The sequence below is a fragment of the Leclercia sp. CFBP8987 genome, from assembly GCF_034044995.2.
Taxonomy (GTDB): domain Bacteria; phylum Pseudomonadota; class Gammaproteobacteria; order Enterobacterales; family Enterobacteriaceae; genus Enterobacter; species Enterobacter tamurae.
On sequence record NZ_CM188255.1, the window covers coordinates 4,300,874 to 4,325,632 of the forward strand.

Here is a 24,759-nt window from a genome sequence, read left to right on the forward strand (position 1 = left end):
ATGAATTCAACCGTGCTGCGGGCAACTCACCCTCAGCTCAAAAACCGTTCAGTTTGCGATCGCGTGCCCACTCAGTCGGGGTGAACGCCTTGATCGACAGGGCATGGATGCGATTATCCGCGATATATTCCATCAGCGGCGCATAAACAGCCTGCTGTTTTTTCACGCGGCTCATGCCGTCAAAGATCTCTCCCACAGCAATAACCTGAAAGTGGCTGCCGTCGCCGGAGACGTGGGCTTCCTGGAGGGCAAGTGCGTTCATCAGCACGGTCTGGATTTCATGATTTTCCATGGGATCTCTATCATCTGGTGTGAAAACAAGCCCAACATCTTAGAGCAAAGTGGCGCGGTCTTAAACAAGCAAAAAGCCCCGACGATGAAACAGTCGGGGCTTTTGATAGTAACGTACTGAAAAAATTAGCGAGGCAATACGTCTTCCGGCAAATTATAGAGCTGAGCCAGGGTGATGACGTTGTCGCTGGCGCCCGCCAGCGTCACCTGCCTGCCCTGCCCTTTGCCTGCTGCCACCAGATGAACCAGCAGCGCGACGCCTGCCGTATCCACGCGAGAAATGCCGCCAAGGTCGATACAGGAGATTCCCTGCATGGCTTCATGACGCGCATCCCACAGAGGATTCAGATAATCCTGATCCAGCTCGCCAGTGAGTAACAGCGTCTCGCCCTCACGGGTCCAGCTGAGCTGCGACGTCATTATTTCTTCTCATCCAGGGTGATTTTCTGACGCGAGATGCTGTTCAGCTGGGCAGTCAGGCCATCAATGCCCTTGGTGCGCAGCAGGTCACTCCATTCGTTCTGCTTGGTGGTAATCATGCTGACGCCTTCAGCAATCATGTCGTATGCCTGCCAGTTACCGTTCTGGCTGTTCTTACGCCACTGGAAGTCCAGACGCACTGGCGGACGACCGTTCGGATCGACGATGGTCACGCGAATAGGCAGGATGGTGGCAGAACCCAGCGGCTGTTCCGGCGCAATCTGATACGTCTGGCCGTGGTACATCGCCAGCGCCTGACCGTAAGCCTGCTTCAGGTACTCACGGAACGCCGCAAAATAGGCATCACGCTGGGCTGGCGTTGCGTCTTTGTAGTAACGACCCAGCACCAGGGCCCCGGCATATTTTACCTGCACATACGGCAGTAGCTCCTGATCAACCACCTCGCGCAGATAATCGGGATTGGACCGAATTTTCGGTTGCTCATTTTTAAGGCGATCGAAGGTTTTCTTAGCCGCCTCATTCATCTGTTGATAGGGATTGCTCTGATCGGCTGCGTTAGCGGCAGTCAAAGGGGCAATCATCAGCATGGCAACCATTAATAGTCGTTTAATCATGAATTACTTCTCCTGAGATGAATTCGTCGTGCCAACAGGCGGCGTAATGTCACTCTGCGCAGGTGTCTGAGCAGCTTGATTCTCGTCACCCCCTTTACTGTTGCTGTTGTAAAGGAACTGACCAATCATATCTTCCAGCACCATGGCTGACTTCGTATCCTGAATCACGCCACCGTCTTTAAGGATAGCCGTTCCCAGTTCGGGATCTTCAAAACCGATGTTCAGCGCCAGGTATTGTTCACCTAACAGGCCGGAGGTACGGATAGACAGGGAGCTGGTATCCGGGATGTGGTTGTAGCGCTCTTCAATATCCAGCGCAACGCGCGGCAGATAGGTTTTCTCGTCGAGAGTGATGTCGGCCACACGCCCGACCACGACCCCGCCAATACGCACCGGAGAACGGCTTTTCAGGCCACCGATATTATCGAAGGTGGCATAAATGCGGTATGTCGGCTCGGTACGGATCGTCGTGACATCTGCCACTTTGAAGCTTAAAAACAGTGCGGCCAGCAGTGCCAGCAAAACAAATACGCCTACCCAAATTTCTACTTTTTTCGTTTGCATGAACTCATTTCCCAAACATCAGTGCGGTGAGCACAAAATCCAGAGCCAGTATGGCCAGCGACGAATGCACAACAGTGCGGGTGGTTGCCCGGCTGATACCGGCAGACGTCGGGATGGCATCGTAGCCATTGAACAACGCAATCCAGGTGATCGTTATGGCAAATACCGCGCTTTTAATCAGGCAGTTAACCAGATCCAGACGCCAGTCAACGGCGCTCTGCATCGCCGACCAGAAGAAACCGGCATCGATTCCTTTCCACTGCACGCCAACCATCGATCCGCCCCAGATCCCCACCGCAACAAACAGGATAGTCAGCAGCGGCAAGGAGATCATGCCCGCCCAGAAGCGCGGCGCGATCACCCGACGCAGCGGATCCACCGCCATCATCTCCATACTGGAGAGCTGCTCGGTGGCACGCATCAGGCCAATTTCTGCCGTCAGCGCCGACCCGGCACGCCCGGCGAACAGCAGCGCAGCAACCACCGGCCCCAGCTCACGCAGCAGGGAGAGCGCCACCAGCATACCGAGGCTGGTTTCCGCACTGTAGGTGGTGAGGACCAGATACCCCTGCAGCCCCAGCACCATCCCGATGAAGACACCGGAAACGATGATAATGAGCATCGACAGCACGCCGACATTGTACAGCTGGCGAACCAGCAGAGGGGCATGTTTGCGGAATTCCGGTTTCCCGACCAGCGCATTGAATAACATCAACCCGGCACGCCCGAACGTCCTGATGGTTTTTATGCCACGGTGTCCAAGAGCGGCCAACGCATTTAACAGCATGAGTGGCTTAACTCCCTATTCCCAATAAATCTTTATGATAATCGCCCGCCGGATAACGGAACGGCACGGGGCCATCTGCAATACCGTCGAGGAACTGACGGACGCGGGCATCGCAGTTACTCTGTAATGCTTGTGCGCTACCGTGCGCCACAATTTTTTTATCCGCCACGATATAGGCGTAATCGGCAATGCTCAGCACTTCGGGTACGTCATGGGTGACCACAATACAGGTCACGCCCAGGGCGCTGTTCAGTTCAGAGATCAGTTTGACCAGCACGCCCATGGTGATGGGATCCTGGCCGACGAACGGCTCATCGAACATGATCAGATCGGGTTCCAGCGCGATCGCGCGCGCCAGGGCCGCGCGACGAGCCATCCCGCCGGAGAGTTCGGAAGGCATCAGTTTGGCTGCGCCACGCAGGCCGACAGCCTCGAGCTTCATCATGACGGTGCTTTTTAACAGTTCCGGCGGCAGATGCGTATGCTCACGCAGCGGATAAGCGACATTATCGAAGACGTTCATGTCAGTAAAAAGCGCGCCGGACTGAAAAAGCATGCTCATGCGTTTACGTACGGTATAAAGGCGCGAGCGGGACATCGCCGGGATATTTTCGCCGTCAAAGAGGATCTCGCCCTGGCTCGGCGGGATTTGCCCACCAATCAGGCGCAATAACGTCGTTTTACCAATGCCGGACGGGCCCATGATGGCGGTGATTTTACCGCGAGGCACGGTGAGAGAGATGTTGTCAAAAATGACCCGGCTGCTGCGCGTGAAGCTGACGCCACGGACATCGACTATATTCGCTCCATTCAGGCTCATGTACATTTCCTTTCTATTGCCGGTTCAGGATCAGCTTGATGCCTGATTTCGCCGCAAACCCAACATTTTTACAGAATATTACCTCTGCAGGTAAGCGAAAGCTGGCATTTGTTTTACTTTTACAACGCATAAAGTCAAAATTAGGAATACGTTACGTCTACAGACAGTATGCAGCGGCAGAGATTTTTTCTCGGTGGACCGGCGAGTATACCTGAAGAAAGGACTTTTGATGCTTCTTGCAACGGCACTGTTAATAATTGGTTTACTTTTGGTGGTCTACAGTGCCGACCGTCTGGTGTTCTCCGCATCAATTCTGTGTCGTTTATTGGGCGTTCCCCCCCTGATTATTGGGATGACGGTGGTCAGCGTAGGTACCTCCCTGCCGGAGATTATCGTCTCTGTCGCCGCCTCGCTGCACGATCAGGTTGATCTCGCCGTAGGAACGGCCATTGGCTCCAACATCGTCAACATCTTGCTCATCCTGGGACTTGCCGCACTGCTTCATCCATTTCGCGTGCATTCTGATGTTCTGCGACGCGAATTACCGCTAATGTTAATTGTCAGTCTGCTGGCCGGTTATGTGTTATATGACGGGCAGTTAACGCTTAGCGATGGCATTTTCCTGCTGGCACTGGCGGTCATCTGGCTGTTTTATATTGTTAAGCTGGCCCGGGCGGCAGAAAAGCAGGGCAATGACACCCTGACCCTTGAGCAGGTTGCAGAGCTACCGCGTGAGGGAAATTTACCTGTCGCGCTGCTCTGGCTGGGCGTGGCGTTAATCATCATGCCGATGGCGACGCAGATGATCGTTGATAATGCGACGGTGCTGGCCAACTACTTCGCCATGAGCGAATTAACCATCGGCCTGACGGTGATTGCCATTGGCACCAGTCTCCCCGAGCTGGCCACGGCGATTGCCGGCGCGCGTAAAGGCGAAGATGACATAGCGATTGGTAATATCATCGGTTCCAATATTTTCAATATTGCCATTGTGCTGGGTCTGCCGGCCCTGATTGCTCCCGGCGCCTTTAATCCGCTGGCGTTCAGCCGGGATTACGGCGTGATGGTGTTAGTCAGCGCTATCTTCGCCCTGCTCTGCTGGCGGCGTAAAAGGCAGATTGGTCAGGGCGCTGGCGCGCTGCTGACGGTGGGATTTATCGTATGGATGGCGATGCTGTACTGGCTCTCGCCTCTTCTCTCTGGGTAAACGGAAACGCATTATGTCGCAAATAGAATTGCAGCCGGGTTTTGACTTTCAGAAAGCAGGAAAAGAAGTTCTGGAGATAGAACGTGAAGGTCTGGCGCAGTTAGATCAATACATTAATCAGGATTTTACCCTCGCGTGTGAGAAAATTTTCCACTGCACCGGCAAAGTCGTGGTGATGGGGATGGGTAAATCCGGGCACATTGGTCGTAAAATGGCGGCCACCTTCGCCAGTACCGGCACCACCGCCTTTTTCGTTCATCCCGGTGAAGCGGCGCACGGTGACCTCGGCATGGTCTCAGCGCAGGATATCGTCATCGCGTTATCCAACTCGGGTGAATCAAATGAGATCCTGGCCCTGATCCCGGTGCTGAAGCGGCTCCACGTTCCCCTTATCTGTATCACCAGCCGCCCTGAGAGCAGCATGGCGCGCGCCGCTGATATCCATCTGTGCGTCAAAGTGCCAAAAGAGGCCTGCCCGCTGGGACTGGCACCGACCTCCAGCACCACCGCTGCGCTGGTAATGGGAGATGCGCTGGCCGTCGCCCTGCTCGAAGCCCGCGGCTTTACCGCCGAAGATTTCGCCCTCTCCCATCCGGGTGGTGCGCTGGGACGTAAATTGCTGCTGCGGGTGAATGACATCATGCATACCGGGGATGAAATTCCACGCGTCAGTAAAGAGGCCTCCCTGCGCGATGCGCTGCTGGAGATCACCCGTAAAAACCTCGGCATGACCGTCATCTGCGATGATCAGATGAAAATTGACGGGATTTTCACCGATGGGGATCTGCGCCGCGTGTTCGATATGGGTGTAGATGTTCGTAAGCTGGGTATCGCCGATGTGATGACCCCCGGGGGGATTCGGGTGCGTCCCGGCCTGCTTGCTGTCGAAGTATTAAACCTGATGCAGTCCCGCCATATCACCTCCGTCATGGTTGCTGATGGCGACCAGTTGCTGGGTGTGGTACATATGCATGATCTGCTGCGCGCAGGCGTAGTGTAATGAAGGATAAGACAATGATTAATGCGGGTGCATCCCTTGCAACCTGTTATGGCCCGGTCAGTGCGCAGATGATGTCGCAGGCCGAAAACATTCGCCTGCTGATTCTGGATGTCGATGGCGTGCTGTCTGACGGCCTGATTTATATGGGCAACAATGGCGAAGAGCTGAAGGCCTTCAACGTTCGTGATGGTTATGGCATTCGCTGTGCGCTCACGTCTGGCATAGAAGTTGCCATTATCACCGGGCGTAAGGCTAAACTAGTAGAAGATCGCTGCGAAACGCTGGGCATTACCCATCTCTATCAAGGACAATCCGATAAGATGGTCGCTTTCAGGGACTTACTTGGTAAACTGGCCATCGCCCCGGAAAACGTCGCCTACGTCGGAGACGATCTGATTGACTGGCCAGTGATGGCAGAAGTGGGTTTGAGCGTCGCCGTGGCTGATGCCCATCCGCTGTTGATCCCGCGCGCTGACTATGTCACCCGTATCAACGGTGGCCGCGGCGCAGTAAGAGAAGTCTGCGACCTGCTGCTGCTGGCGCAAGGTAAGCTTGATGAGGCCAAAGGGCAATCGATATGAGTAAAACCAGACGTTGGGTTATTATTCTGCTTTCGCTGGTAGCACTGGTACTGATTGGCGTGAATCTCGCTGACAAGGACGACGAACAAGCGCCGGCGGTCAATACTAACGATCCAACATACAAAAGCGATCATAGCGATACCGTGGTGTACAGCCCGGAAGGGGCTTTGAATTATCGCCTTATCGCTCAGCATGTTGAGTATTTTTCCGAACAGGGCGTCTCCTGGTTTACCCAACCGGTGATGACCACGTTTGATACCAATAAAGTGCCGACCTGGTCGATTAAATCAGACCGGGCAAAACTGACGAATGACCGTATGCTTTATCTGTATGGTCATGTTGAGGTGAATGCGCTGACCGCAGACTCACAGCTGCGCAAAATCACAACCGATAACGCACAGATTAACCTTGTGACGCAGGATGTCACGTCGCAGGATCTGGTTACGTTATACGGCACCACATTTAATTCCAGCGGTCTGAGAATGCGCGGGAACTTACGCAGCAAGAACGCAGAGCTGATTGAAAAGGTTAGAACCTCCTATGAAATTCCAAGCAAACAAACTCAGCCTTAAATTTGTTATTGCCAGCGCGCTGCTGGCCGTCAGCCTGCCCGCGCTTGCTGTAACGGGTGATACCGAGCAGCCGATTCATATCGAATCCGATACGCAGTCGCTCGATATGCAGGGCAACGTGGTGACCTTTACCGGCAATGTGGTCGTGACCCAGGGCACCATCAAAATCAACGCCGACAAGGTGGTGGTGACGCGTCCTGGCGGGGAAGACGGTAAAGAGATTATCGATGGCTACGGCAACCCGGCCACCTTCTACCAGATGCAGGACAACGGTAAGCCGGTGAAAGGCCGTGCCTCCCAGATGCACTACGAGCTGGCGAAAGACTTCGTGGTGCTGACCGGCAATGCGTTCCTGGAGCAGCTCGACAGCAACATCAAGGGCGACAAGATCACCTATCTGGTGAAAGAGCAAAAAATGCAGGCCTTCAGTGAAAAAGGCAAACGCGTAACCACCGTCCTGGTTCCATCGCAGCTGCAGGACAAAAACAACACTCAGGCCCCGGCACAGAAAAAGAGTAACTAATTCGTTATGGCAACATTAACTGCAAAGAATCTCGCCAAAGCCTACAAGGGCCGTCGCGTAGTGGAAGATGTCAGTTTGACCGTCAACTCCGGCGAAATTGTCGGCCTGTTGGGTCCTAACGGTGCGGGTAAAACCACTACCTTTTACATGGTGGTAGGGATTGTGCCGCGCGACGCGGGTAACATCATCATCGATGACGAAGATATCAGCCTGCTGCCGCTTCATGCACGTGCGCGTCGCGGTATCGGTTACCTGCCACAGGAAGCGTCGATCTTTCGCCGTCTGAGCGTCTTCGACAACCTGATGGCGGTGCTGCAGATCCGTGACGATTTGACCTCCGAGCAGCGTCAGGATCGCGCCAACGAGCTGATGGAAGAGTTCCATATCGAACATCTGCGCGACAACATGGGCCAGGCGCTCTCCGGTGGTGAACGTCGCCGTGTGGAAATTGCCCGCGCGCTGGCAGCCAACCCGAAATTTATTCTGCTTGATGAACCTTTTGCGGGCGTCGACCCGATTTCGGTTATTGATATCAAACGAATTATTGAGCATCTGCGCGACAGTGGTCTGGGCGTGCTTATCACCGACCATAACGTGCGTGAGACGCTGGCGGTCTGTGAGCGGGCTTACATCGTCAGCCAGGGCCATCTGATTGCCCACGGCACACCGCAGCAGATCCTCGAAGACGATCATGTTAAGCGCGTGTATCTTGGGGAAGACTTCAGACTCTGATAGGGTAGAAGTTCAGTCTCGCGTAAACGGAGAAAAATGCTCTGAACATGAAGCAAGGTTTGCAATTAAGGCTCAGCCAACAGCTGGCAATGACGCCGCAGCTCCAACAGGCCATTCGTCTGTTGCAGCTGTCGACGCTAGAACTCCAGCAGGAGCTCCAGCAAGCGCTGGACAGCAATCCCCTGCTTGAGCAAACCGATCTTCACGACGAGGTAGAAACTCAGCAAACTCAGGACACCGAAAATCTCGACAGCGTTGATGCGCTGGAGCAAAAAGAGATGCCTGACGAGCTTCCTCTGGATGCCAGCTGGGATGAGATCTATACCGCAGGCACGCCATCCGGCACGCGCGCAGACTACCAGGATGATGAATTACCGGTGTATCAGGGCGAGACCACCCAGTCGCTGCAGGATTACCTGATGTGGCAGGTGGAGCTCACGCCGTTTTCCGATACCGATCGCGCCATCGCTACCTCCATTGTCGATGCCGTCGATGAGACCGGCTATTTGACCGTGTCGCTGGACGACATTCTGGAAAGCATCGGTGATGATGAGATCGATCTTGAAGAGGTCGAAGCGGTTCTGAAGCGTGTTCAGCGTTTCGATCCGGTCGGCGTCGCAGCACGCGATTTACGTGACTGCCTGCTGATTCAACTTTCGCAGTTCGTTAAAGAGACGCCGTGGCTGGAAGAGGCTCGCCTGATCGTCAGCGAGCATCTGGATCTGCTGGCCAACCACGACTTCCGCTCATTGATGCGCGTAACGCGCCTGAAAGAAGAGATCCTGAAAGAAGCGGTTAATCTGATTCAGTCGCTGGATCCACGACCGGGGCAGTCTATCCAGACCAGCGAGCCCGAGTACGTTATTCCCGATGTGCTGGTGCGCAAGCATAACGGCCTGTGGGTTGTGGAACTGAATTCCGACAGCATCCCGCGCCTGCAAATCAATCAGCACTACGCCTCGATGTGCACCAGCTCGCGCAACGATTCGGATAACCAGTTTATCCGCAGCAATCTGCAGGAGGCGCGCTGGCTGATCAAGAGCCTCGAGAGCCGCAATGACACCCTGCTGCGCGTCAGCCGCTGCATCGTCGAACAACAGCAGGCGTTTTTTGAGCAGGGTGAAGAATTTATGAAGCCGATGGTGCTGGCCGATATCGCCCAGGCCGTCGAGATGCATGAATCGACGATTTCCCGTGTGACGACGCAGAAGTATCTGCACAGTCCGCGCGGTATTTTTGAGCTTAAGTATTTTTTCTCCAGCCACGTCAATACCGAAGGCGGCGGCGAAGCCTCGTCGACGGCCATTCGGGCGCTGGTGAAAAAATTGATCGCCGCGGAAAACCCCGCGAAACCACTGAGCGACAGTAAGTTAACCACCATGCTGTCCGATCAAGGTATCATGGTGGCACGCCGTACTGTTGCGAAGTATCGAGAGTCTTTATCCATTCCGCCGTCAAACCAGCGTAAACAACTGGTCTGACACAACCGATAAGGAAGACACTATGCAGCTCAACATCACTGGACACAACGTCGAAATTACTGAGGCCTTGCGCGAATTTGTGAATACAAAATTCGCCAAGCTTGAGCAGTACTTCGAGAGGATCAATCAGGTCTACATTGTGTTAAAAGTGGAAAAAGTGACTCATATCTCGGATGCGACCCTGCATGTCAACGGAGGCGAAATTCATGCCAGTGCGGAAGGACAAGACATGTACGCGGCTATCGACGGCTTGATTGACAAGCTCGCACGACAGCTAAACAAACATAAAGATAAACTGAAACAACACTAATTGTCCGGGCAGTTAACGGGTGCAGGTTGGCCTGTTGTGAAACACAACGGGCCCTTTGTACAGTTAGCGCTTAGGTGAAATTATGATGAATAACGATTCAACTCTACAACTGAGCAGTGTCCTTAATCAGGAATGTACCCGCAGTGCCGTCCACTGCCAGAGCAAAAAACGTGCGCTGGAGATCATCAGTGAACTGGCCGCAAAACAGCTGAGCCTGCCGCCACAAGTGGTATTTGAAGCGATTCTGACCCGTGAAAAAATGGGCAGTACCGGCATCGGCAACGGCATCGCCATTCCCCATGGCAAACTTGAAGAGGATACCCTGCGTGCTGTAGGGGTGTTTGTTCAGCTGGAAACACCTATCGCCTTTGATGCTATTGATAACCAGCCTGTCGATTTGCTGTTTGCCCTGCTGGTGCCAGCGGATCAGACCAAAACACATTTGCACACCCTCTCGCTGGTGGCCAAACGCCTGGCGGATAAAACCATCTGTCGCCGTTTGCGCGCGGCTCAGAGCGATGAGGAGCTTTATCAAATCATTACGGAAACGGAAGGCAATCAGGATGATGCGTAATCGGGTGATGGCGTTGACATCTGTAGTCCTGAGGAGAAACGGTACATGGTGCTGATGATCGTCAGCGGTCGTTCAGGGTCCGGAAAATCGGTGGCCCTGCGAGCGCTGGAAGATATGGGCTTTTACTGCGTGGATAACCTGCCGGTAGTGCTGCTGCCCGAGCTGGCGAAATCACTGGCCGATCGGCAGATTTCCGCCGCGGTCAGCATCGACGTGCGTAACATGCCGGAATCCCCGGAGATCTTTGAGCAGGCGATGAGCAGTTTGCCGGAGGCGTTTTCACCTCAGCTGCTGTTCCTTGATGCCGATCGCAACACGCTGATCCGTCGCTACAGCGATACCCGTCGTCTGCATCCGCTCTCCAGCAAAAACCTGTCGCTGGAAAGCGCCATTGACCAGGAGAGCGATCTACTGGAGCCGCTGCGCTCCCGCGCCGATCTGATCGTTGATACCTCCGAAATGTCTGTCCATGAACTGGCGGAAATGCTGCGTACCCGCCTGCTGGGCAAACGCGAGCGCGAGCTGACGATGGTGTTTGAATCCTTCGGCTTTAAGCACGGTATTCCGATCGATGCAGACTATGTGTTTGACGTGCGCTTCCTGCCGAACCCGCACTGGGATCCGAAGCTGCGTCCGATGACCGGCCTGGATAAACCCGTCGCCGCGTTCCTTGACAGGCATACGGAAGTGCATAACTTTATCTATCAGACGCGCAGCTACCTTGAACTCTGGTTGCCGATGCTGGAGACAAACAATCGCAGCTACCTGACGGTGGCGATTGGCTGTACTGGGGGCAAACACCGTTCGGTCTATATTGCTGAGCAACTGGCTGACTATTTCCGCTCGCGCGGCAAAAACGTGCAGTCCCGTCATCGTACGCTGGAAAAACGCAAAACATGACCGTAAAGCAGACCGTTGAGATCACCAATAAGCTGGGCATGCATGCACGCCCGGCGATGAAGTTATTTGAACTGATGCAAGGGTTTGACGCGGAGGTTCTGCTGCGTAATGACGAGGGCACCGAAGCCGAAGCCAACAGCGTAATTGCCCTGCTGATGCTCGACTCCGCCAAGGGCCGACAGATCGAAATCGAAGCTACCGGCCCGCAGGAAGAAGAGGCGCTGGCAGCAGTCATTGCGCTGTTCAACGCCGGCTTTGATGAGGATTAATGCAGCTTATTGGCCTGCATAAACCCTTCCCCGCCTAACTGCCGCATCTGGCGCAGGATCCACGCCTGACGGTTGCGTACATAGCCTGAAGGCGCACTGGCCTTAAAGCGGATGGGGTTCGGTAGCACGGCGGCCAGCAGCGCGGCCTCGGATGCCGACAGACGGCTAGCGGGTTTATGGAAATAGCGCTGGGCAGCAGCTTCGACACCAAACACCCCCTCGCCAAACTCCGCGATATTCAGGTATACCGTCAGGATGCGTTTTTTACTCCACACCGTTTCGATCCCCAACGTCAGTCCGGCTTCAAATCCTTTTCTCATCCAGCTGCGTCCGTCCCACAAAAACAGGTTTTTCGCCGTTTGCTGAGAAAGGGTTGATGCGCCGCGAATGCGGCTCTCATTACGCTCGTTGTGCGCTAACGCCTTTTCTATTGCCCCAACATCAAACCCCCAGTGATCCGGGAATTTCTGATCCTCGGCGGCAATAACGGCTAGCCCCATCCACGGCGAGATCTCATCCATACTCACCCAGTCAGAATGGGCGATATAGCTGAAATCGCCTCGCAGCCAGCTCCCCAACTGACGTTCAATCATCACCGCGGAAAACGGTACCGGCAGGAAGCTGAACAGGGCGATACCGCCGCCCCAGAAGACCGCCATCACCACCAGGACACGAATGACGATCCGTCTTACCCAGCCGGATCGGGGACGCTTCAATCTCATGCCGTCAGCACCAGCACGCGGGTGACCAGCTTCTCAATACCTGTCGCAGCTTCGGCAATGTTCTCCGCCAGCATATACGCGGGGGTGGTCACGATTCGGTTCTCTTCGTCGACCACGATATCGTCTAACGGACACGGAATATGCTCTCCGCCCATGTCTTCGATGGCTTCAGCGGTATCAATGTCGGTGCCGATAGTCAGACGCAGCGGGATATCAAAGATGGCTGGCAGCATCGCCGGGGCGATACAGATAAAGCCCAGCGGTTTACCGGCCTCATGCATCTGCAGCGCCAGGGTTTTTAAATCGCTATCCACCTGGCAGGCGCTGCCCTGGTGGGCAAAATCACTGAGGTTTTTTGCGGCACCAAAACCGCCCGGCACAATTAGCGCATCCAGTTCGGCAGCATGGGCCTCACTGAGCGGACGGATCTGCCCGCGGGCGATCCGCGCCGCCTCAATCAGGACATTTCGGCTTTCCGCCAGCGGTTCACCGGTAAGGTGGTTGATGACATCGGACTGAGTTTTGTCTGGTGCGAAACAGACCGCTTCTGCACCGTTGCGCGCCAGCGCCAGCAGCGTCAGAACCGCTTCATGTATTTCAGAACCATCGTAAACACCGCACCCGCTCAGTACTACGCCGACCTTTTTCATCCTGCGATCCCTCTCGAAAAATGTTACATGCACATTAAAAATTCTGATTAAAACGGTGTGCTTCACACATTTAACTGATTCATGTAACAAAGTATTTAAGATTTGCTATCTTAACTGCGTGCGGCCTGAATTTTCCGGCTACGCCATTATCCTAAAAATAACCTATCAAGGCGCAGCCAAGATTTCCCTGGTGTTGGCGCAGTATTCGCGCACCCCGGTTTAGCCGGGGTCATTTTTTTCTGCTCTCCACCCAGGCTTTCAGGACGGCCACATCGTTCTGCCACTCCTGCTTCATCTCTTCAACCCATTCACCCACGTTATCTTCCCACGCCGGTAAATCCGGGGACTGGATCTGTTTACCCAGCTGCTGCAGATGGCGCAAACCAATAGAACCGGCGGCACCTTTGATCTTATGGCCCTCTTCAACAACGCCTTTTTGATCCCGCGCCGTCAGGTTGGACTCCAGCACGTTCAGATAGCCTGGCATCATTTTTTCGAACATGGCTACACCGTCAGTGATCAACTTCGGACCCACCAGATCGATGTACTGCTCCAGCATCTCGATATCCAGCAAAGACTGCGCTTTTTCCGTATCTACCGTCGTCATGGTGCTCTCCTCTTCGTCACTGGTGTCCCAGTACTTCTTAATCATGGCGGTTAAGGCAGGTACCGCCAGCGGTTTGCTCAGTACATCGTCCATCCCGGCATCAAGGTACTCTTTTTTGTCTTTCAGCACGTTAGCAGTCAGCGCCACCAGCGGCGGCAATTCGTCGCTGGCGTAACGGCTGGTCAGTTCACGGGAGATGTCCAGCCCGGTCATGTCCGGGAGCTGAATATCCAGCAGCACCAGATCGTATTCCCCTGGGGTGAACATCTCCAGTGCGGCCTTGCCGGTCATGGCGACATCGACGCTGCTGCCGAGTTTCTCCAGCACCGAGCGCGCCACAATCACGTTCAGTTCAATATCTTCCACCAGCAGCACGTGCAGAGCAGGCAGCGGCATATCGTCATGGGCAAAGGTATCTTCGACCTCTTCCGCCACGGCCGGAGCACGAACGCTCAGTTTAAACACCGAGCCGTGTCCAGGGTTGCTGCTCACCGTAATGTCGCCCCCCATGCTCTTCGCCAGGCGACGTGATACCGCCAGGCCAATGCCGGTGCCAGTGGCGGGCTTGCCTCCCTGGCTGTCTTTAACCTGATAATACATGGCGAAGATCTTGTCCTGCTCCTCCTGCGGAATCCCGATCCCGGAATCTTCCACCTCGAAGTGCAGCATTTCGCCTTCGCCGTAACGCACGCGAACCGCCACCTGGCCGCTCTGGGTAAACTTGACCGCATTGCTGATCAAGTTCCAGAGGATCTGGCGCAGGCGCGTGCCGTCAGTCACCACTTTGTGTGGCAACGGCAGCGTTGGCTCCATCACAAAGCGTAGCCCTTTCTGCTGCGCCTGCAGGCCGGAGAGATTTTCCAGATCGGCCAGGAAACCGGTGAAGTCCACCGGCTGGTTATCCAGCTGGACTTTGCGCCGCTCCATCTTATCCATATCGATAATATCGTTGAAGATATTGCCGAGCGTGACCGCTGAAACGTGGATCGTTTTCAGATATTTCTCCTGCTCGGTCGTCAGGTCGGTATCGAGCAGAATGCGGCTTAATCCCACAATGCCGTTAAGCGGGGTACGCAGCTCATGGCTGATGGTGGAGATAAAGGTGGTTTTATCGCGGCTGGCGCGCTCGAGGGCATCCTGATAGCGCTTACGCTCGGTAATGTCGCGCCCGAAGCCCATCAGCCCGTGGCGTTTCCCGACCCGGTCGTAATACGGCACTTTGCGGATTTCGAAGCAGGCTTTGCGCCCGTCCGGGTAGTCGAGCCACTGCTCGTAGGTCAGGGAGACGTTATGACGGAATACCTTCTCGTCGGTTTCGATAACTTTGGCGGCCGCCTCGGGTGAGTAGACGTCCTGGGGGCGCAGACTGACGAGCTGCTTTTCGCTTTTGCCGGTCAGGAGCTCCATCGCCCGGTTACAGCCGGAGAACTCTTTATCTTCATTGCGGTAGAAGACCAGATCCGGGGAGGCGTCGAGGAAAGAGCGCAGGAATGAGGATTGCTGCTCAAGCTGGATCTGCGTCTGCTCGCGCTCCTTCATTTCGATTTTCAGCTGTTCCAGGGTGGTCTGGCGCTCGGCCTCGGCTTTCTCACGATCTGAGATCTCCTGGTTCAGTTGAGCGATGTTATCTTTCAGCTGCACGTTGAGCTTCAGATCGCGTTCGCGCATCTCCTCCAGCTTTTCCACTACCCTGGTCAGCCGCTGGCGGGACTCCTCCAGCTGTTCAACCACTACCGAGAGGAAATAGACCGCCCAGGGGGTGATCAGCAGGCCGAAGAAAATAGACCGAATGAGGTCAATGCTCTCAACCTGGCCGTGCAGCACCATGGTAATGGCCATCTGCACCACAATCGCCAGCACCACCAGCGCCAGCGCCAGCAGCAGGGAGAAGCGTACCAGGCCGAGCTTCATCATCAGATCGACATAGTATTGCGCCAGTAACCGAATTTGCTTCATAGGGGATCTCTTCACGACGTCATCGCACAATAATACTCAAATTCCAGGCAAGACGTTGAAGGTTGTGCAAAAAAGTGAGGGGTAGAACAGAGGATGCACCTCACCTCCCAAAGGAGGAGGTGAGGTGTCAGGGGTCAGGAGCGCTTCAATAGCATCCAGAGGCTGATCAGGAAGAAGGAGGCGCTTGGCAGCAGCGCGCCAATAACCGGCGGGATACCGTAAACCAAGGTCAGCGGACCAAAAATCTGATCGAGGACGTAGAAGACGAAACCGAAGCTGATGCCGGTCACGACACGTACCCCCATCGGAACGCTACGCAGCGGGCCGAAGATAAACGACAGCGCCATCAGCATCATCACCGCCACGGAGAGCGGCTGGAAGATCTTGCTCCACATATTGAGCTGATAACGTCCGGCGTCCTGGCCACTCGACTTCAGGTACTTCACGTAATTGTGCAGGCCGCTGATGGACAGCGCATCCGGATCCAGCGCCACCACGCCGAGCTTGTCGGGGGTCAGGTTGGTTTTCCAGGTGCCAGTGACCGTCTGCGAACCGGTGATCTGTTTTGGATCCTGCAGGTTTGACTCATCCACTTGGGACAAACGCCAGACCTTTTTCTCCGTATCGAAGGTCGCAGAGGTCGCATAACGCACTGCCTGCAGACGACGCTGATCGTTAAAGCTGTAGATGCTCACGCCGCCGAGCGTGTTCTCGCCGGTAACGCGTTCGATATAGACAAAGTTATTCCCGTCTTTCGCCCACAGCCCCTGCTGGGTCGAGAGCAGCGAGCCGCCATACATCATCTGCGCACGATAGTTACGCGCCATCTGCTCGCCCTGCGGCGCAACCCACTCACCCATCGCCATGGTCAGGAATACCAGTGGGATCGCGGTTTTCATCACCGACAGCGCAACCTGCATACGGGTAAAGCCCGATGCCTGCATCACCACCAGCTCACTGCGCTGCGCCAGCATCCCCAGCCCCAGCAGAGCGCCTAACAGCGCCGCCATCGGGAAGAAGATCTGCACGTCTTTCGGAATACTGAGCAGGGTATACATACCCGCCCCCAACGCATCATAGCTCCCCTGCCCGGCCTTTTTCAGCTGGTCGACAAACTTGATGATGCCGGAGAGCGACACCAGCATAAATAACGTCATCATGATGGTGGTAAAGATGGTTTTACCGATATAGCGGTCAAGAACGCCAAACGCCTGCATTACACCGCTCCTTTACGCGTAAACCGGGCTCGTACACGGCGCATCGGCACGGTATCCCACAGGTTGAGGATGACCGCCAACAGCAGATAGAGTCCGTTAATCACCCAGGTCCAGATAACCGGGTCGATTTTTCCTTTACCGCCATTCGATTTGATCGAGGTCTGCAGCAGGAAGAACACCAGATAAAGCAGCATCGCGGGCAGCATGGAGAGCACGCGGCCCTGACGTGGGTTGACCACGCTGAGCGGCACCACCATCAACGCCATCATAAAGACGGTGAATACCAGAGTCAGTCGCCAGTGCAGCTCCGCGCGGGCGCGATTGGTATCGGTGTTGATAAGCGTACGCATGCTCATCTGCTCAGTATCGGTAGGATCCAGCGCCACCGTCTGATGACCAATAATCGCCTGATAGTTCTGGAAGTCGGTAATGCGGAAATCACGCAGCATCGCCGTGCCTTCAAAGCGAGTGCCCTGGTTCAGGGTCACGATCTGCGAACCGCTTTTATCCTGGGCGAGCTGACCGGAATCGGCCACCACCACGGACGGACGGGCATTACCTTTGGTACGGATTTGCGCGAGGAAGACGTCGTTAAAGCGGCTGCCATCCACGCTTTCAATAAACAGCACGGAGTTACCGTCGGTTGCCTGCTGGAACTGCCCCTGCGCCAGTGCGGCCATGCCGGGGTTCGCTTTCGCTTCAGCCAGCACTTCGTCCTGATGTCGCGAGGAGACGGGGCCGGCCCACATCACGTTCACCGCGGCCACGATGCCGGTAAACAGCGCCAGGACCATCGCAGCTTTAATCAGTACCGCTTTGCTCAGACCACATGCGTGCATGACGGTGATTTCACTTTCGGTATAGAGTTTACCGAGCGTCATCAGCAGTCCGAGGAAAAGGCTTAATGGCAGGATAAGCTGCGCCATTTCAGGCACGCCTAACCCGAGCAGAGAAAGCACCAGATTTGTGGGAATTTCACCGTCGACCGCCGCGCCGAGGATCCTCACCAGTTTCTGACAGAAAAAGATCAGAAGCAGGATGAAGAGTATCGCCAGCTGGCTTTTGAGCGTCTCCCGCACCAGATATCTTATGATTATCACATTAAATACGCCCGTAAAAACCCGTCTCTTTGCAGGAAAATCGCTTGTTTCATGGCTTAAACGTCATTTATTCTCTTGAGTCGTCGAAATCATCGCTAAGATTAGAACACCCGGCGGATTCGCGCTTCAGTAGTTACTATGACGTGTCGAAACCGTAATAACGTAAGATTAACACGAAGTCACCGCAACAGCGGGCATGAGTTACGAAAGGTTTCAATTCTATCCGTAGCTGCCGCTGTTGTCTTTAAGATTCAGGAGCGTAGTTCATGGAGTTCAGTGTAAAAAGCGGTAGCCCGGAGAAACAGCGGAGTGCCTGCATCGTCGTCGGCGTGTTTGAACCCCGCAGACTCTCTCCGATCGCAGAACAACTCGATAAAATCAGCGACGGCTACATCAGCGCCCTGCTGCGCCGTGGCGAGCTGGAAGGCAAACCGGGTCAGACGCTGCTGCTGCATCATGTGCCGAACGTACTGTCCGAGCGCATCCTGCTGATTGGCTGTGGCAAAGAGCGCGAGCTGGATGAGCGCCAGTACAAACAGGTTATTCAGAAAACGATTAATACACTGAATGATACTGGCTCAATGGAGGCCGTGTGCTTCCTGACCGAACTGCACGTCAAAGGCCGCAACACCTACTGGAAAGTGCGCCAGGCGGTTGAGACCGCAAAAGAAACCCTCTACAGCTTCGATCAGCTGAAAACCACTAAAAGCGAACCTCGTCGTCCGCTGCGTAAAATGGTCTTTAACGTTCCGACTCGTCGTGAGCTGACCAGCGGCGAGCGCGCCATTCAGCATGGTCTGGCGATCGCTGCAGGTATCAAAGCCGCGAAAGATCTGGGCAACATGCCGCCAAACATCTGTAACGCCGGTTATCTTGCCTCCCAGGCGCGCCAGCTGGCTGACTCCTACAGCAAAAATGTCGTCACCCGTGTGATTGGCGAGCAGCAGATGAAAGAGCTGGGGATGCACTCCTACCTGGCCGTCGGCAACGGTTCACAAAATGAATCCCTGATGTCGGTCATCGAGTACAAGGGCAACCCATCTGAAGACGTGCGTCCGATTGTGCTGGTCGGTAAAGGCCTGACCTTCGACTCCGGCGGTATCTCCATCAAACCGGCCGAAGGCATGGATGAGATGAAGTACGACATGTGCGGTGCGGCGGCGGTCTACGGTGTGATGCGTATGGTGGCGGAACTCCAGTTGCCTATCAACGTGATCGGCGTGCTGGCAGGCTGTGAAAACATGCCGGGCGGCCGCGCCTATCGTCCGGGCGACGTGCTCACCACCATGTCCGGCCAGACCGTTGAAGTGCTGAACACCGACGCCGAAGGCCGTCTGGTGCTGTGCGACGTGCTGACTTACGTAGAACGCTTCGAGCCTGAAGCGGTGATCGACGTGGCAACCCTGACCGGTGCCTGCGTGATTGCGCTGGGTCACCACATCACCGGCCTGATGTCGAACCACAACCCGCTGGCCCATGAGCTGATCGGTGCTTCCGAACAGGCGGGCGACCGCGCCTGGCGTCTGCCGATGGCTGATGAGTACCAGGAGCAGCTGGAGTCCAACTTTGCAGATATGGCCAACATCGGTGGGCGTCCTGGCGGTGCCATTACCGCAGCCTGCTTCCTGGCGCGCTTTACCCGCAAATACAACTGGGCCCACCTGGACATCGCCGGTACCGCATGGCGTTCCGGTAAAGCCAAAGGCGCCACCGGCCGCCCGGTTGCCCTGCTGTCGCAGTTCCTGCTGAACCGCGCCGGGTTTAACGGCGAAGAGTAATGTTAAACGCCGGGTGGCGGCTTCGCCTTACCCGGCCTACAACGGCAACAAACCGTAGGCCCGGTAAGCGCAGCGCCACCGGGCAATACGTTTAAACTCACCACAAGAAGCCCCATATATGAAAAACGCGACGTTCTATCTTCTGGACAATGACACACAACAGGATGGCCTCAGCGCCGTCGAACAGCTGGTGTGTGAGATTGCCGCAGAACGTTGGCGCGGTGGAAAACGCGTGCTGATTGCCTGTGAAGATGAGCAGCAGGCCATCCGTCTGGATGAAGCCCTGTGGGCACGACCGCCGGAAAGTTTTGTTCCGCATAATCTCGCGGGGGAAGGACCACGCGGTGGGGCACCGGTGGAGATCGCCTGGCCGCAAAAACGCAACAGCAGCCCACGGGATATTTTAATCAGCCTGCGTACCGGCTTTGCAGATTTTGCCACCGCTTTCACAGAAGTGGTAGACTTTGTCCCTCACGAAGATTCTTTGAAACAACTGGCGCGCGAACGCTATAAAGCGTACCGCCTGGCTGGTTTTAACCTGAATACGGCAACCTGGAAATAATGGAAAAGACATACAACCCACGCGATATCGAACAGCCGCTTTACGAGCACTGGGAACAGCAGGGCTATTTCAAGCCTAACGGCGACGAAAGCAAAGAGTCCTTCTGCATCATGATCCCGCCGCCGAACGTCACCGGCAGTTTGCATATGGGGCATGCCTTCCAGCAGACCATCATGGATACCATGATCCGTTACCAGCGCATGCAGGGCAAAAACACCCTGTGGCAGGCGGGTACCGACCATGCGGGTATTGCTACCCAGATGGTGGTCGAACGTAAAATTGCCGCTGAAGAAGGTAAAACCCGCCACGACTACGGTCGCGACGCGTTCATCGACAAAATCTGGCAGTGGAAAGCGGAATCCGGCGGCACCATTACCCGTCAGATGCGCCGTCTCGGCAACTCCGTGGACTGGGAGCGCGAGCGCTTCACCATGGACGAAGGCCTGTCCAACGCCGTTAAAGAAGTGTTTGTCCGTCTGTATAAAGAAGACCTGATCTACCGTGGCAAGCGCCTGGTAAACTGGGATCCAAAACTGCGCACCGCCATCTCTGACCTGGAAGTGGAAAACCGCGAGTCTAAAGGCTCCATGTGGCATATCCGCTATCCGCTGGCCGACGGCGCGAAAACCGCAGACGGTAAAGATTACCTGGTGGTGGCCACTACCCGTCCGGAAACCCTGCTGGGCGATACCGGCGTGGCCGTTAACCCGGAAGATCCGCGTTACAAAGATCTGATCGGTAAATTCGTGGTGCTGCCGCTGGTAAACCGCCGTATTCCGATTGTGGGCGATGAACACGCCGACATGGAAAAAGGCACCGGCTGCGTGAAGATCACTCCGGCACACGACTTTAACGACTATGAAGTGGGTCGTCGTCACGCCCTGCCGATGATCAACATCCTGACCTTTGATGGCGACATCCGCGAAAGCGCGGAAGTGTATGACACCAAAGGCGAAGAATCTGACGTCTATTCCAGCGATATCCCGGCTGAGTTCCAGAATCTGGAGCATTTTGCCGCGCGTAAAGCGGTAGTTGCCGCTGTTGACGCCCTGGGCCTGCTGGAAGAGATCAAACCGCACGACCTGACCGTTCCTTACGGCGACCGTGGCGGCGTGGTGATCGAACCGATGCTGACCGACCAGTGGTACGTGCGTGCCGACGTGCTGGCAAAACCGGCTGTTGAAGCGGTTGAAAACGGCAGCATCCAGTTCGTGCCAAAACAGTACGAAAACATGTACTTCTCCTGGATGCGCGATATCCAGGACTGGTGTATCTCCCGTCAGCTGTGGTGGGGTCACCGTATTCCGGCGTGGTACGACAACGAAGGCAATGTCTACGTTGGCCGCACCGAAGACGAAGTGCGTCAGGAAAACAACCTGAGCGCTGACGTCGCCCTGCGTCAGGACGAAGACGTGCTGGATACCTGGTTCTCTTCCGCGCTGTGGACCTTCTCCACCCTCGGCTGGCCAGAGAATACCGATGCGCTGCGTCAGTTCCACCCAACCAGCGTGATGGTCTCCGGCTTCGACATTATCTTCTTCTGGATCGCCCGCATGATCATGATGACCATGCACTTCATCAAAGATGAAGATGGCAAGCCGCAGGTTCCGTTCCATACCGTCTACATGACCGGTCTGATCCGTGACGACGAAGGCCAGAAGATGTCCAAGTCCAAGGGTAACGTTATCGACCCGCTGGACATGGTTGACGGTATCTCGCTGGAAGATCTGCTGGAGAAACGTACCGGCAACATGATGCAGCCGCAGCTGGCTGAGAAGATCCGCAAGCGCACCGAGAAGCAGTTCCCGGACGGCATCGAGCCACACGGCACCGACGCCCTGCGTTTCACCCTGGCGGCGCTGGCCTCAACCGGTCGCGACATCAACTGGGACATGAAACGTCTGGAAGGTTACCGCAACTTCTGTAACAAGCTGTGGAACGCCAGCCGCTTTGTGCTGATGAACACCGAAGATCAGGATTGCGGCTTTAACGGCGGCGAAATGACTCTGTCGCTGGCTGACCGCTGGATCCTGGCGGAATTCAACCAGACCACCAAAGCGTTCCGTGAGGCGCTGGACAGCTACCGCTTCGATATCGCGGCAGGCATCCTGTACGAGTTCACCTGGAACCAGTTCTGTGACTGGTACCTGGAGCTGACCAAGCCGGTGATGAACGGCGGATCTGAAGCGGAGCTGCGCGGCACGCGCAACACCCTGATTACCGTTCTGGAAGGTCTGCTGCGCCTGGCGCACCCGATCATCCCGTTCATTACCGAAACCATCTGGCAGCGCGTGAAGGTGATTGCCGGTATCAATGCCGATACCATCATGCTGCAGCCGTTCCCGGCCTTCGATGCTGCGCAGGTTGATGAAGCTGCCGCTGCCGATACCGAGTGGCTGAAGCAGGCGATCGTTGCCGTGCGTAACATCCGTGCAGAGATGAACATCTCCCCGGGTAAACCACTGGCACTGCTGCTGCGTGGTTGTAGCGAGGCTGCGGTTCGTCGCGTGACGGAGAACAACACCTTCCTGCAGACCATGGCGCGTCTGGAGAGCATCACCGTGCTGCCGGCAGATGATAAAGGTCCGGTCTCCGTGACCAAAATCATCGACGGTGCCGAACTGCTGATCCCGATGGCTGGCCTGGTTGACAAAGAGGCTGAGCTGGCGCGTCTGGCAAAAGAAGTGGCTAAAGTTGAAGTTGAAATCGGTAAGATCGAAAGCAAACTGTCTAACGAAGGCTTTGTCGCCCGCGCACCGGAAGCGGTTATCGCTAAAGAGCGTGAGCGTCTGGTTGGTTTCGCCGATGCTAAAGCGAAACTGATCGAGCAACAGGCTGTCATTAGCGCGCTGTGATGAGTGAAGCTATGCATGTAAATGCCTCTGTAACGGCGCATCTGCGCCGTATCACCGCCACGGATAACCCGGCAATCGCCGGCGTTATCCGCCGGGTATCTGCCGAATACGGCCTGACGGCCGATAAAGGTTATACCGTTGCGGATCCCAATCTCGATGAACTGTACGCGGTGTACAGCCAGCCGGGACATGCCTATTGGGTGGTGGAGCAGAATGGCCAGGTTGTGGGTGGCGGTGGCGTTGCGCCGCTCTCCTGCAGCGAGCCGGACATCTGCGAACTGCAAAAAATGTATTTCCTGCCCGTCGTCCGTGGACAAGGCTTAGCCAAAAAACTGGCGTTACAGGCACTGGATCATGCCCGCGCGCAGGGTTTTAAACGCTGCTATCTTGAAACCACCGCCTTTCTGACCGACGCCATCAGACTGTACGAACATCTCGGCTTTGAGCATATCGACCAGCCGCTGGGATGTACCGGCCATGTTGATTGCGAAGTGCGAATGTTGAAAACGTTATAATTCCTTTCCTGCCCCCTTCTGTTAAGCGGCTGTAAACTGAATGCTCTACACTCTCAGTTCCACACCATCAGGGGGTAATATCATGTCGAAGATAAAAAGCTACGCCGCACCGCAGGCGGGTGCAGAACTTGAGCTGTACGAATACGATGCGGGCGAGCTGAAAGCAGAAGACGTTGAAGTCCAGGTTGATTACTGCGGGATCTGCCATTCCGATCTGTCGATGATCGATAACGAATGGGGCTTTTCGCAATACCCACTGATTGCCGGGCACGAAGTGATTGGCCGCGTGGTGGCCCTGGGCAGTGCCGCGCAGGAAAAAGGGCTGAAGATTGGCCAACGCGTGGGCATCGGCTGGACTGCACGCAGCTGTGGTCACTGCGACGCCTGTATCAGCGGTAACCAGATTAACTGTCTGGAAGGCGCCACCCCTACCATTCTGAATAACGGCGGTTTCGCTGACAAACTGCGCGCCGACTGGCAGTGGGTCATTCCTCTTCCTGAGCAGATGGATATCGAATCTGCCGGTCCGCTGCTGTGCGGCGGGATCACGGTCTTTAAACCACTGCTGATGCACCACATCACCGCCACCAGCCGCGTGGGGGTAATCGGTATTGGTGGCCTGGGCCATATTGCCATCAAGCTTCTGCATGCGATGGGCTGTGAAGTGACGGCGTTCAGCTCCAACCCGGCGAAAGAGCAGGAAGTGCTGGCGATGGGTGCTGACAAGGTGGTGAACAGCCGCGATCCTGAGCTGTTGAAAGCCCTGGCCGGTCAGTTTGATCTGATCATCAACACCGTTAACGTCGATCTCGACTGGCAGCCGTACTTTGAAGCGCTGGCCTACGGCGGTAATTTCCATACCGTGGGTGCTGTCCTGAAGCCACTGCCGGTTCCGGCGTTCACGCTGATTGGCGGCGATCGCAGCGTGTCGGGTTCTGCGACGGGTACACCTTATGAGCTGCGTAAGCTGATGAAATTTGCCGGCCGCACCAAAGTCGCGCCGACCATCGAGATGTACCCGATGTCGAAAATCAACGACGCTATCCAGCACGTCCGTGACGGCAAAGCTCGTTACCGCGTGGTGCTGAAAGCAGACTTTTAAGCTGTTGTTGCCCGGTGGCGGGGCGGTCT

The 24,759-nt window shown here is 55.5% G+C and carries 27 protein-coding genes; 16 read left to right on the forward strand and 11 right to left on the reverse strand.

Annotation, left to right across the window (positions count from 1 at the left end; all coding sequences use genetic code 11):
- Nucleotides 1-37: 37 nt before the first annotated feature.
- From ibaG to mlaF, 6 genes are all read right to left on the reverse strand, one after another.
- Nucleotides 38-292 (reverse strand): BolA family iron metabolism protein IbaG, encoded by a 255-nt coding sequence (ibaG, locus tag SOM40_RS20670; RefSeq protein ID WP_032614457.1) that lies wholly within the window; start codon nucleotides 290-292, stop codon nucleotides 38-40.
- A 125-nt stretch (nucleotides 293-417) separates the two neighbouring features.
- Nucleotides 418-711: a lipid asymmetry maintenance protein MlaB gene (gene mlaB / locus SOM40_RS20675; RefSeq protein WP_106994828.1), complete on the reverse strand. Its 294-nt coding sequence runs from the start codon at nucleotides 709-711 to the stop codon at nucleotides 418-420.
- Nucleotides 711-1,346: a phospholipid-binding protein MlaC gene (mlaC, locus tag SOM40_RS20680; RefSeq protein ID WP_320531073.1), complete on the reverse strand. Its 636-nt coding sequence runs from the start codon at nucleotides 1,344-1,346 to the stop codon at nucleotides 711-713. Before mlaC ends, mlaB begins: the two co-directional genes overlap by 1 nt.
- A gap of 3 nt (nucleotides 1,347-1,349) precedes the next feature.
- Nucleotides 1,350-1,910: an outer membrane lipid asymmetry maintenance protein MlaD gene (mlaD, locus tag SOM40_RS20685; protein WP_320531072.1), complete on the reverse strand. Its 561-nt coding sequence runs from the start codon at nucleotides 1,908-1,910 to the stop codon at nucleotides 1,350-1,352.
- A 4-nt stretch (nucleotides 1,911-1,914) separates the two neighbouring features.
- On the reverse strand, nucleotides 1,915-2,697 hold the full coding sequence (gene mlaE, locus SOM40_RS20690) for a lipid asymmetry maintenance ABC transporter permease subunit MlaE (protein WP_106994831.1): 783 nt from the start codon (nucleotides 2,695-2,697) through the stop codon (nucleotides 1,915-1,917).
- Nucleotides 2,698-2,704: 7 nt separating this feature from the next.
- On the reverse strand, nucleotides 2,705-3,517 hold the full coding sequence (mlaF, locus tag SOM40_RS20695) for a phospholipid ABC transporter ATP-binding protein MlaF (protein WP_106994832.1): 813 nt from the start codon (nucleotides 3,515-3,517) through the stop codon (nucleotides 2,705-2,707).
- 229 nt (nucleotides 3,518-3,746) lie between these two features.
- Here mlaF and SOM40_RS20700 point away from each other — a divergent pair, with 229 nt between their 5' ends.
- The 11 genes from SOM40_RS20700 to npr all read left to right on the forward strand — a co-directional run bounded on the left by SOM40_RS20700 (nucleotide 3,747) and on the right by npr (nucleotide 11,666).
- Nucleotides 3,747-4,724, forward strand: a complete 978-nt coding sequence (locus SOM40_RS20700; protein WP_106994833.1) for a calcium/sodium antiporter — start codon at nucleotides 3,747-3,749, stop codon at nucleotides 4,722-4,724.
- 13 nt (nucleotides 4,725-4,737) lie between these two features.
- Nucleotides 4,738-5,724: an arabinose-5-phosphate isomerase KdsD gene (gene kdsD / locus SOM40_RS20705; protein WP_320531071.1), complete on the forward strand. Its 987-nt coding sequence runs from the start codon at nucleotides 4,738-4,740 to the stop codon at nucleotides 5,722-5,724.
- A 14-nt stretch (nucleotides 5,725-5,738) separates the two neighbouring features.
- The gene (gene kdsC, locus SOM40_RS20710; protein WP_106994894.1) at nucleotides 5,739-6,305 is read left to right on the forward strand and encodes a 3-deoxy-manno-octulosonate-8-phosphatase KdsC; all 567 of its coding nucleotides are present in this window, start codon (nucleotides 5,739-5,741) and stop codon (nucleotides 6,303-6,305) included.
- On the forward strand, nucleotides 6,302-6,877 hold the full coding sequence (gene lptC, locus SOM40_RS20715; RefSeq protein WP_106994835.1) for an LPS export ABC transporter periplasmic protein LptC: 576 nt from the start codon (nucleotides 6,302-6,304) through the stop codon (nucleotides 6,875-6,877). Before kdsC ends, lptC begins: the two co-directional genes overlap by 4 nt.
- Entirely contained in the window at nucleotides 6,846-7,400 is a 555-nt protein-coding gene (gene lptA / locus SOM40_RS20720) for a lipopolysaccharide ABC transporter substrate-binding protein LptA (RefSeq protein WP_106994836.1), read from the forward strand. The genes lptC and lptA overlap by 32 nt, the downstream gene beginning before the upstream one ends.
- 6 nt (nucleotides 7,401-7,406) lie before the next feature.
- The gene (lptB, locus tag SOM40_RS20725; protein WP_106994837.1) at nucleotides 7,407-8,132 is read left to right on the forward strand and encodes an LPS export ABC transporter ATP-binding protein; all 726 of its coding nucleotides are present in this window, start codon (nucleotides 7,407-7,409) and stop codon (nucleotides 8,130-8,132) included.
- Between the two features lie 47 nt (nucleotides 8,133-8,179).
- Nucleotides 8,180-9,613: an RNA polymerase factor sigma-54 gene (gene rpoN, locus SOM40_RS20730; RefSeq protein WP_106994838.1), complete on the forward strand. Its 1,434-nt coding sequence runs from the start codon at nucleotides 8,180-8,182 to the stop codon at nucleotides 9,611-9,613.
- A 22-nt stretch (nucleotides 9,614-9,635) separates the two neighbouring features.
- Entirely contained in the window at nucleotides 9,636-9,923 is a 288-nt protein-coding gene (gene hpf, locus SOM40_RS20735) for a ribosome hibernation promoting factor (RefSeq protein ID WP_106994839.1), read from the forward strand.
- 82 nt (nucleotides 9,924-10,005) lie between these two features.
- Entirely contained in the window at nucleotides 10,006-10,497 is a 492-nt protein-coding gene (gene ptsN / locus SOM40_RS20740; protein WP_039031625.1) for a PTS IIA-like nitrogen regulatory protein PtsN, read from the forward strand.
- A 45-nt stretch (nucleotides 10,498-10,542) separates the two neighbouring features.
- Nucleotides 10,543-11,397: an RNase adapter RapZ gene (gene rapZ, locus SOM40_RS20745; protein WP_106994840.1), complete on the forward strand. Its 855-nt coding sequence runs from the start codon at nucleotides 10,543-10,545 to the stop codon at nucleotides 11,395-11,397.
- Nucleotides 11,394-11,666 (forward strand): PTS phosphocarrier protein NPr, encoded by a 273-nt coding sequence (npr, locus tag SOM40_RS20750; protein ID WP_047058971.1) that lies wholly within the window; start codon nucleotides 11,394-11,396, stop codon nucleotides 11,664-11,666. Before rapZ ends, npr begins: the two co-directional genes overlap by 4 nt.
- On the opposite strand, the gene mtgA is transcribed toward npr, so the two are convergent.
- The 5 genes from mtgA to lptF all read right to left on the reverse strand — a co-directional run bounded on the left by mtgA (nucleotide 11,663) and on the right by lptF (nucleotide 17,918).
- Complete coding sequence (mtgA, locus tag SOM40_RS20755; RefSeq protein WP_371811733.1) at nucleotides 11,663-12,388, reverse strand: monofunctional biosynthetic peptidoglycan transglycosylase; 726 nt, start codon at nucleotides 12,386-12,388, stop codon at nucleotides 11,663-11,665. The genes npr and mtgA overlap by 4 nt on opposite strands.
- A complete protein-coding gene (gene elbB, locus SOM40_RS20760) occupies nucleotides 12,385-13,038 on the reverse strand; it encodes an isoprenoid biosynthesis glyoxalase ElbB (protein ID WP_320531070.1) in 654 nt (217 codons plus the stop codon). Before elbB ends, mtgA begins: the two co-directional genes overlap by 4 nt.
- Before the next feature lie 229 nt (nucleotides 13,039-13,267).
- Complete coding sequence (gene arcB / locus SOM40_RS20765) at nucleotides 13,268-15,601, reverse strand: aerobic respiration two-component sensor histidine kinase ArcB (RefSeq protein WP_106994843.1); 2,334 nt, start codon at nucleotides 15,599-15,601, stop codon at nucleotides 13,268-13,270.
- 134 nt (nucleotides 15,602-15,735) lie between these two features.
- Nucleotides 15,736-16,818, reverse strand: a complete 1,083-nt coding sequence (gene lptG / locus SOM40_RS20770) for an LPS export ABC transporter permease LptG (RefSeq protein ID WP_166184242.1) — start codon at nucleotides 16,816-16,818, stop codon at nucleotides 15,736-15,738.
- A complete protein-coding gene (gene lptF / locus SOM40_RS20775; protein ID WP_320531069.1) occupies nucleotides 16,818-17,918 on the reverse strand; it encodes an LPS export ABC transporter permease LptF in 1,101 nt (366 codons plus the stop codon). The genes lptG and lptF overlap by 1 nt, the downstream gene beginning before the upstream one ends.
- A gap of 266 nt (nucleotides 17,919-18,184) precedes the next feature.
- Between lptF and pepA the strand changes: the two genes are divergently transcribed.
- The 5 genes from pepA to ahr all read left to right on the forward strand — a co-directional run bounded on the left by pepA (nucleotide 18,185) and on the right by ahr (nucleotide 24,730).
- Complete coding sequence (gene pepA, locus SOM40_RS20780; RefSeq protein ID WP_106994846.1) at nucleotides 18,185-19,696, forward strand: leucyl aminopeptidase; 1,512 nt, start codon at nucleotides 18,185-18,187, stop codon at nucleotides 19,694-19,696.
- A gap of 118 nt (nucleotides 19,697-19,814) precedes the next feature.
- The gene (gene holC / locus SOM40_RS20785) at nucleotides 19,815-20,258 is read left to right on the forward strand and encodes a DNA polymerase III subunit chi (protein WP_106994847.1); all 444 of its coding nucleotides are present in this window, start codon (nucleotides 19,815-19,817) and stop codon (nucleotides 20,256-20,258) included.
- Entirely contained in the window at nucleotides 20,258-23,113 is a 2,856-nt protein-coding gene (locus SOM40_RS20790) for a valine--tRNA ligase (protein WP_320531068.1), read from the forward strand. The genes holC and SOM40_RS20790 overlap by 1 nt, the downstream gene beginning before the upstream one ends.
- Nucleotides 23,113-23,628 carry a GNAT family N-acetyltransferase gene (locus SOM40_RS20795; RefSeq protein WP_371811735.1) on the forward strand — a complete coding sequence of 172 codons (516 nt, stop codon included), beginning with the start codon at nucleotides 23,113-23,115 and terminating at the stop codon, nucleotides 23,626-23,628. The genes SOM40_RS20790 and SOM40_RS20795 overlap by 1 nt, the downstream gene beginning before the upstream one ends.
- 82 nt (nucleotides 23,629-23,710) lie before the next feature.
- Entirely contained in the window at nucleotides 23,711-24,730 is a 1,020-nt protein-coding gene (ahr, locus tag SOM40_RS20800) for an NADPH-dependent aldehyde reductase Ahr (protein WP_166184249.1), read from the forward strand.
- The last annotated feature ends 29 nt before the right edge of the window (nucleotides 24,731-24,759 follow it).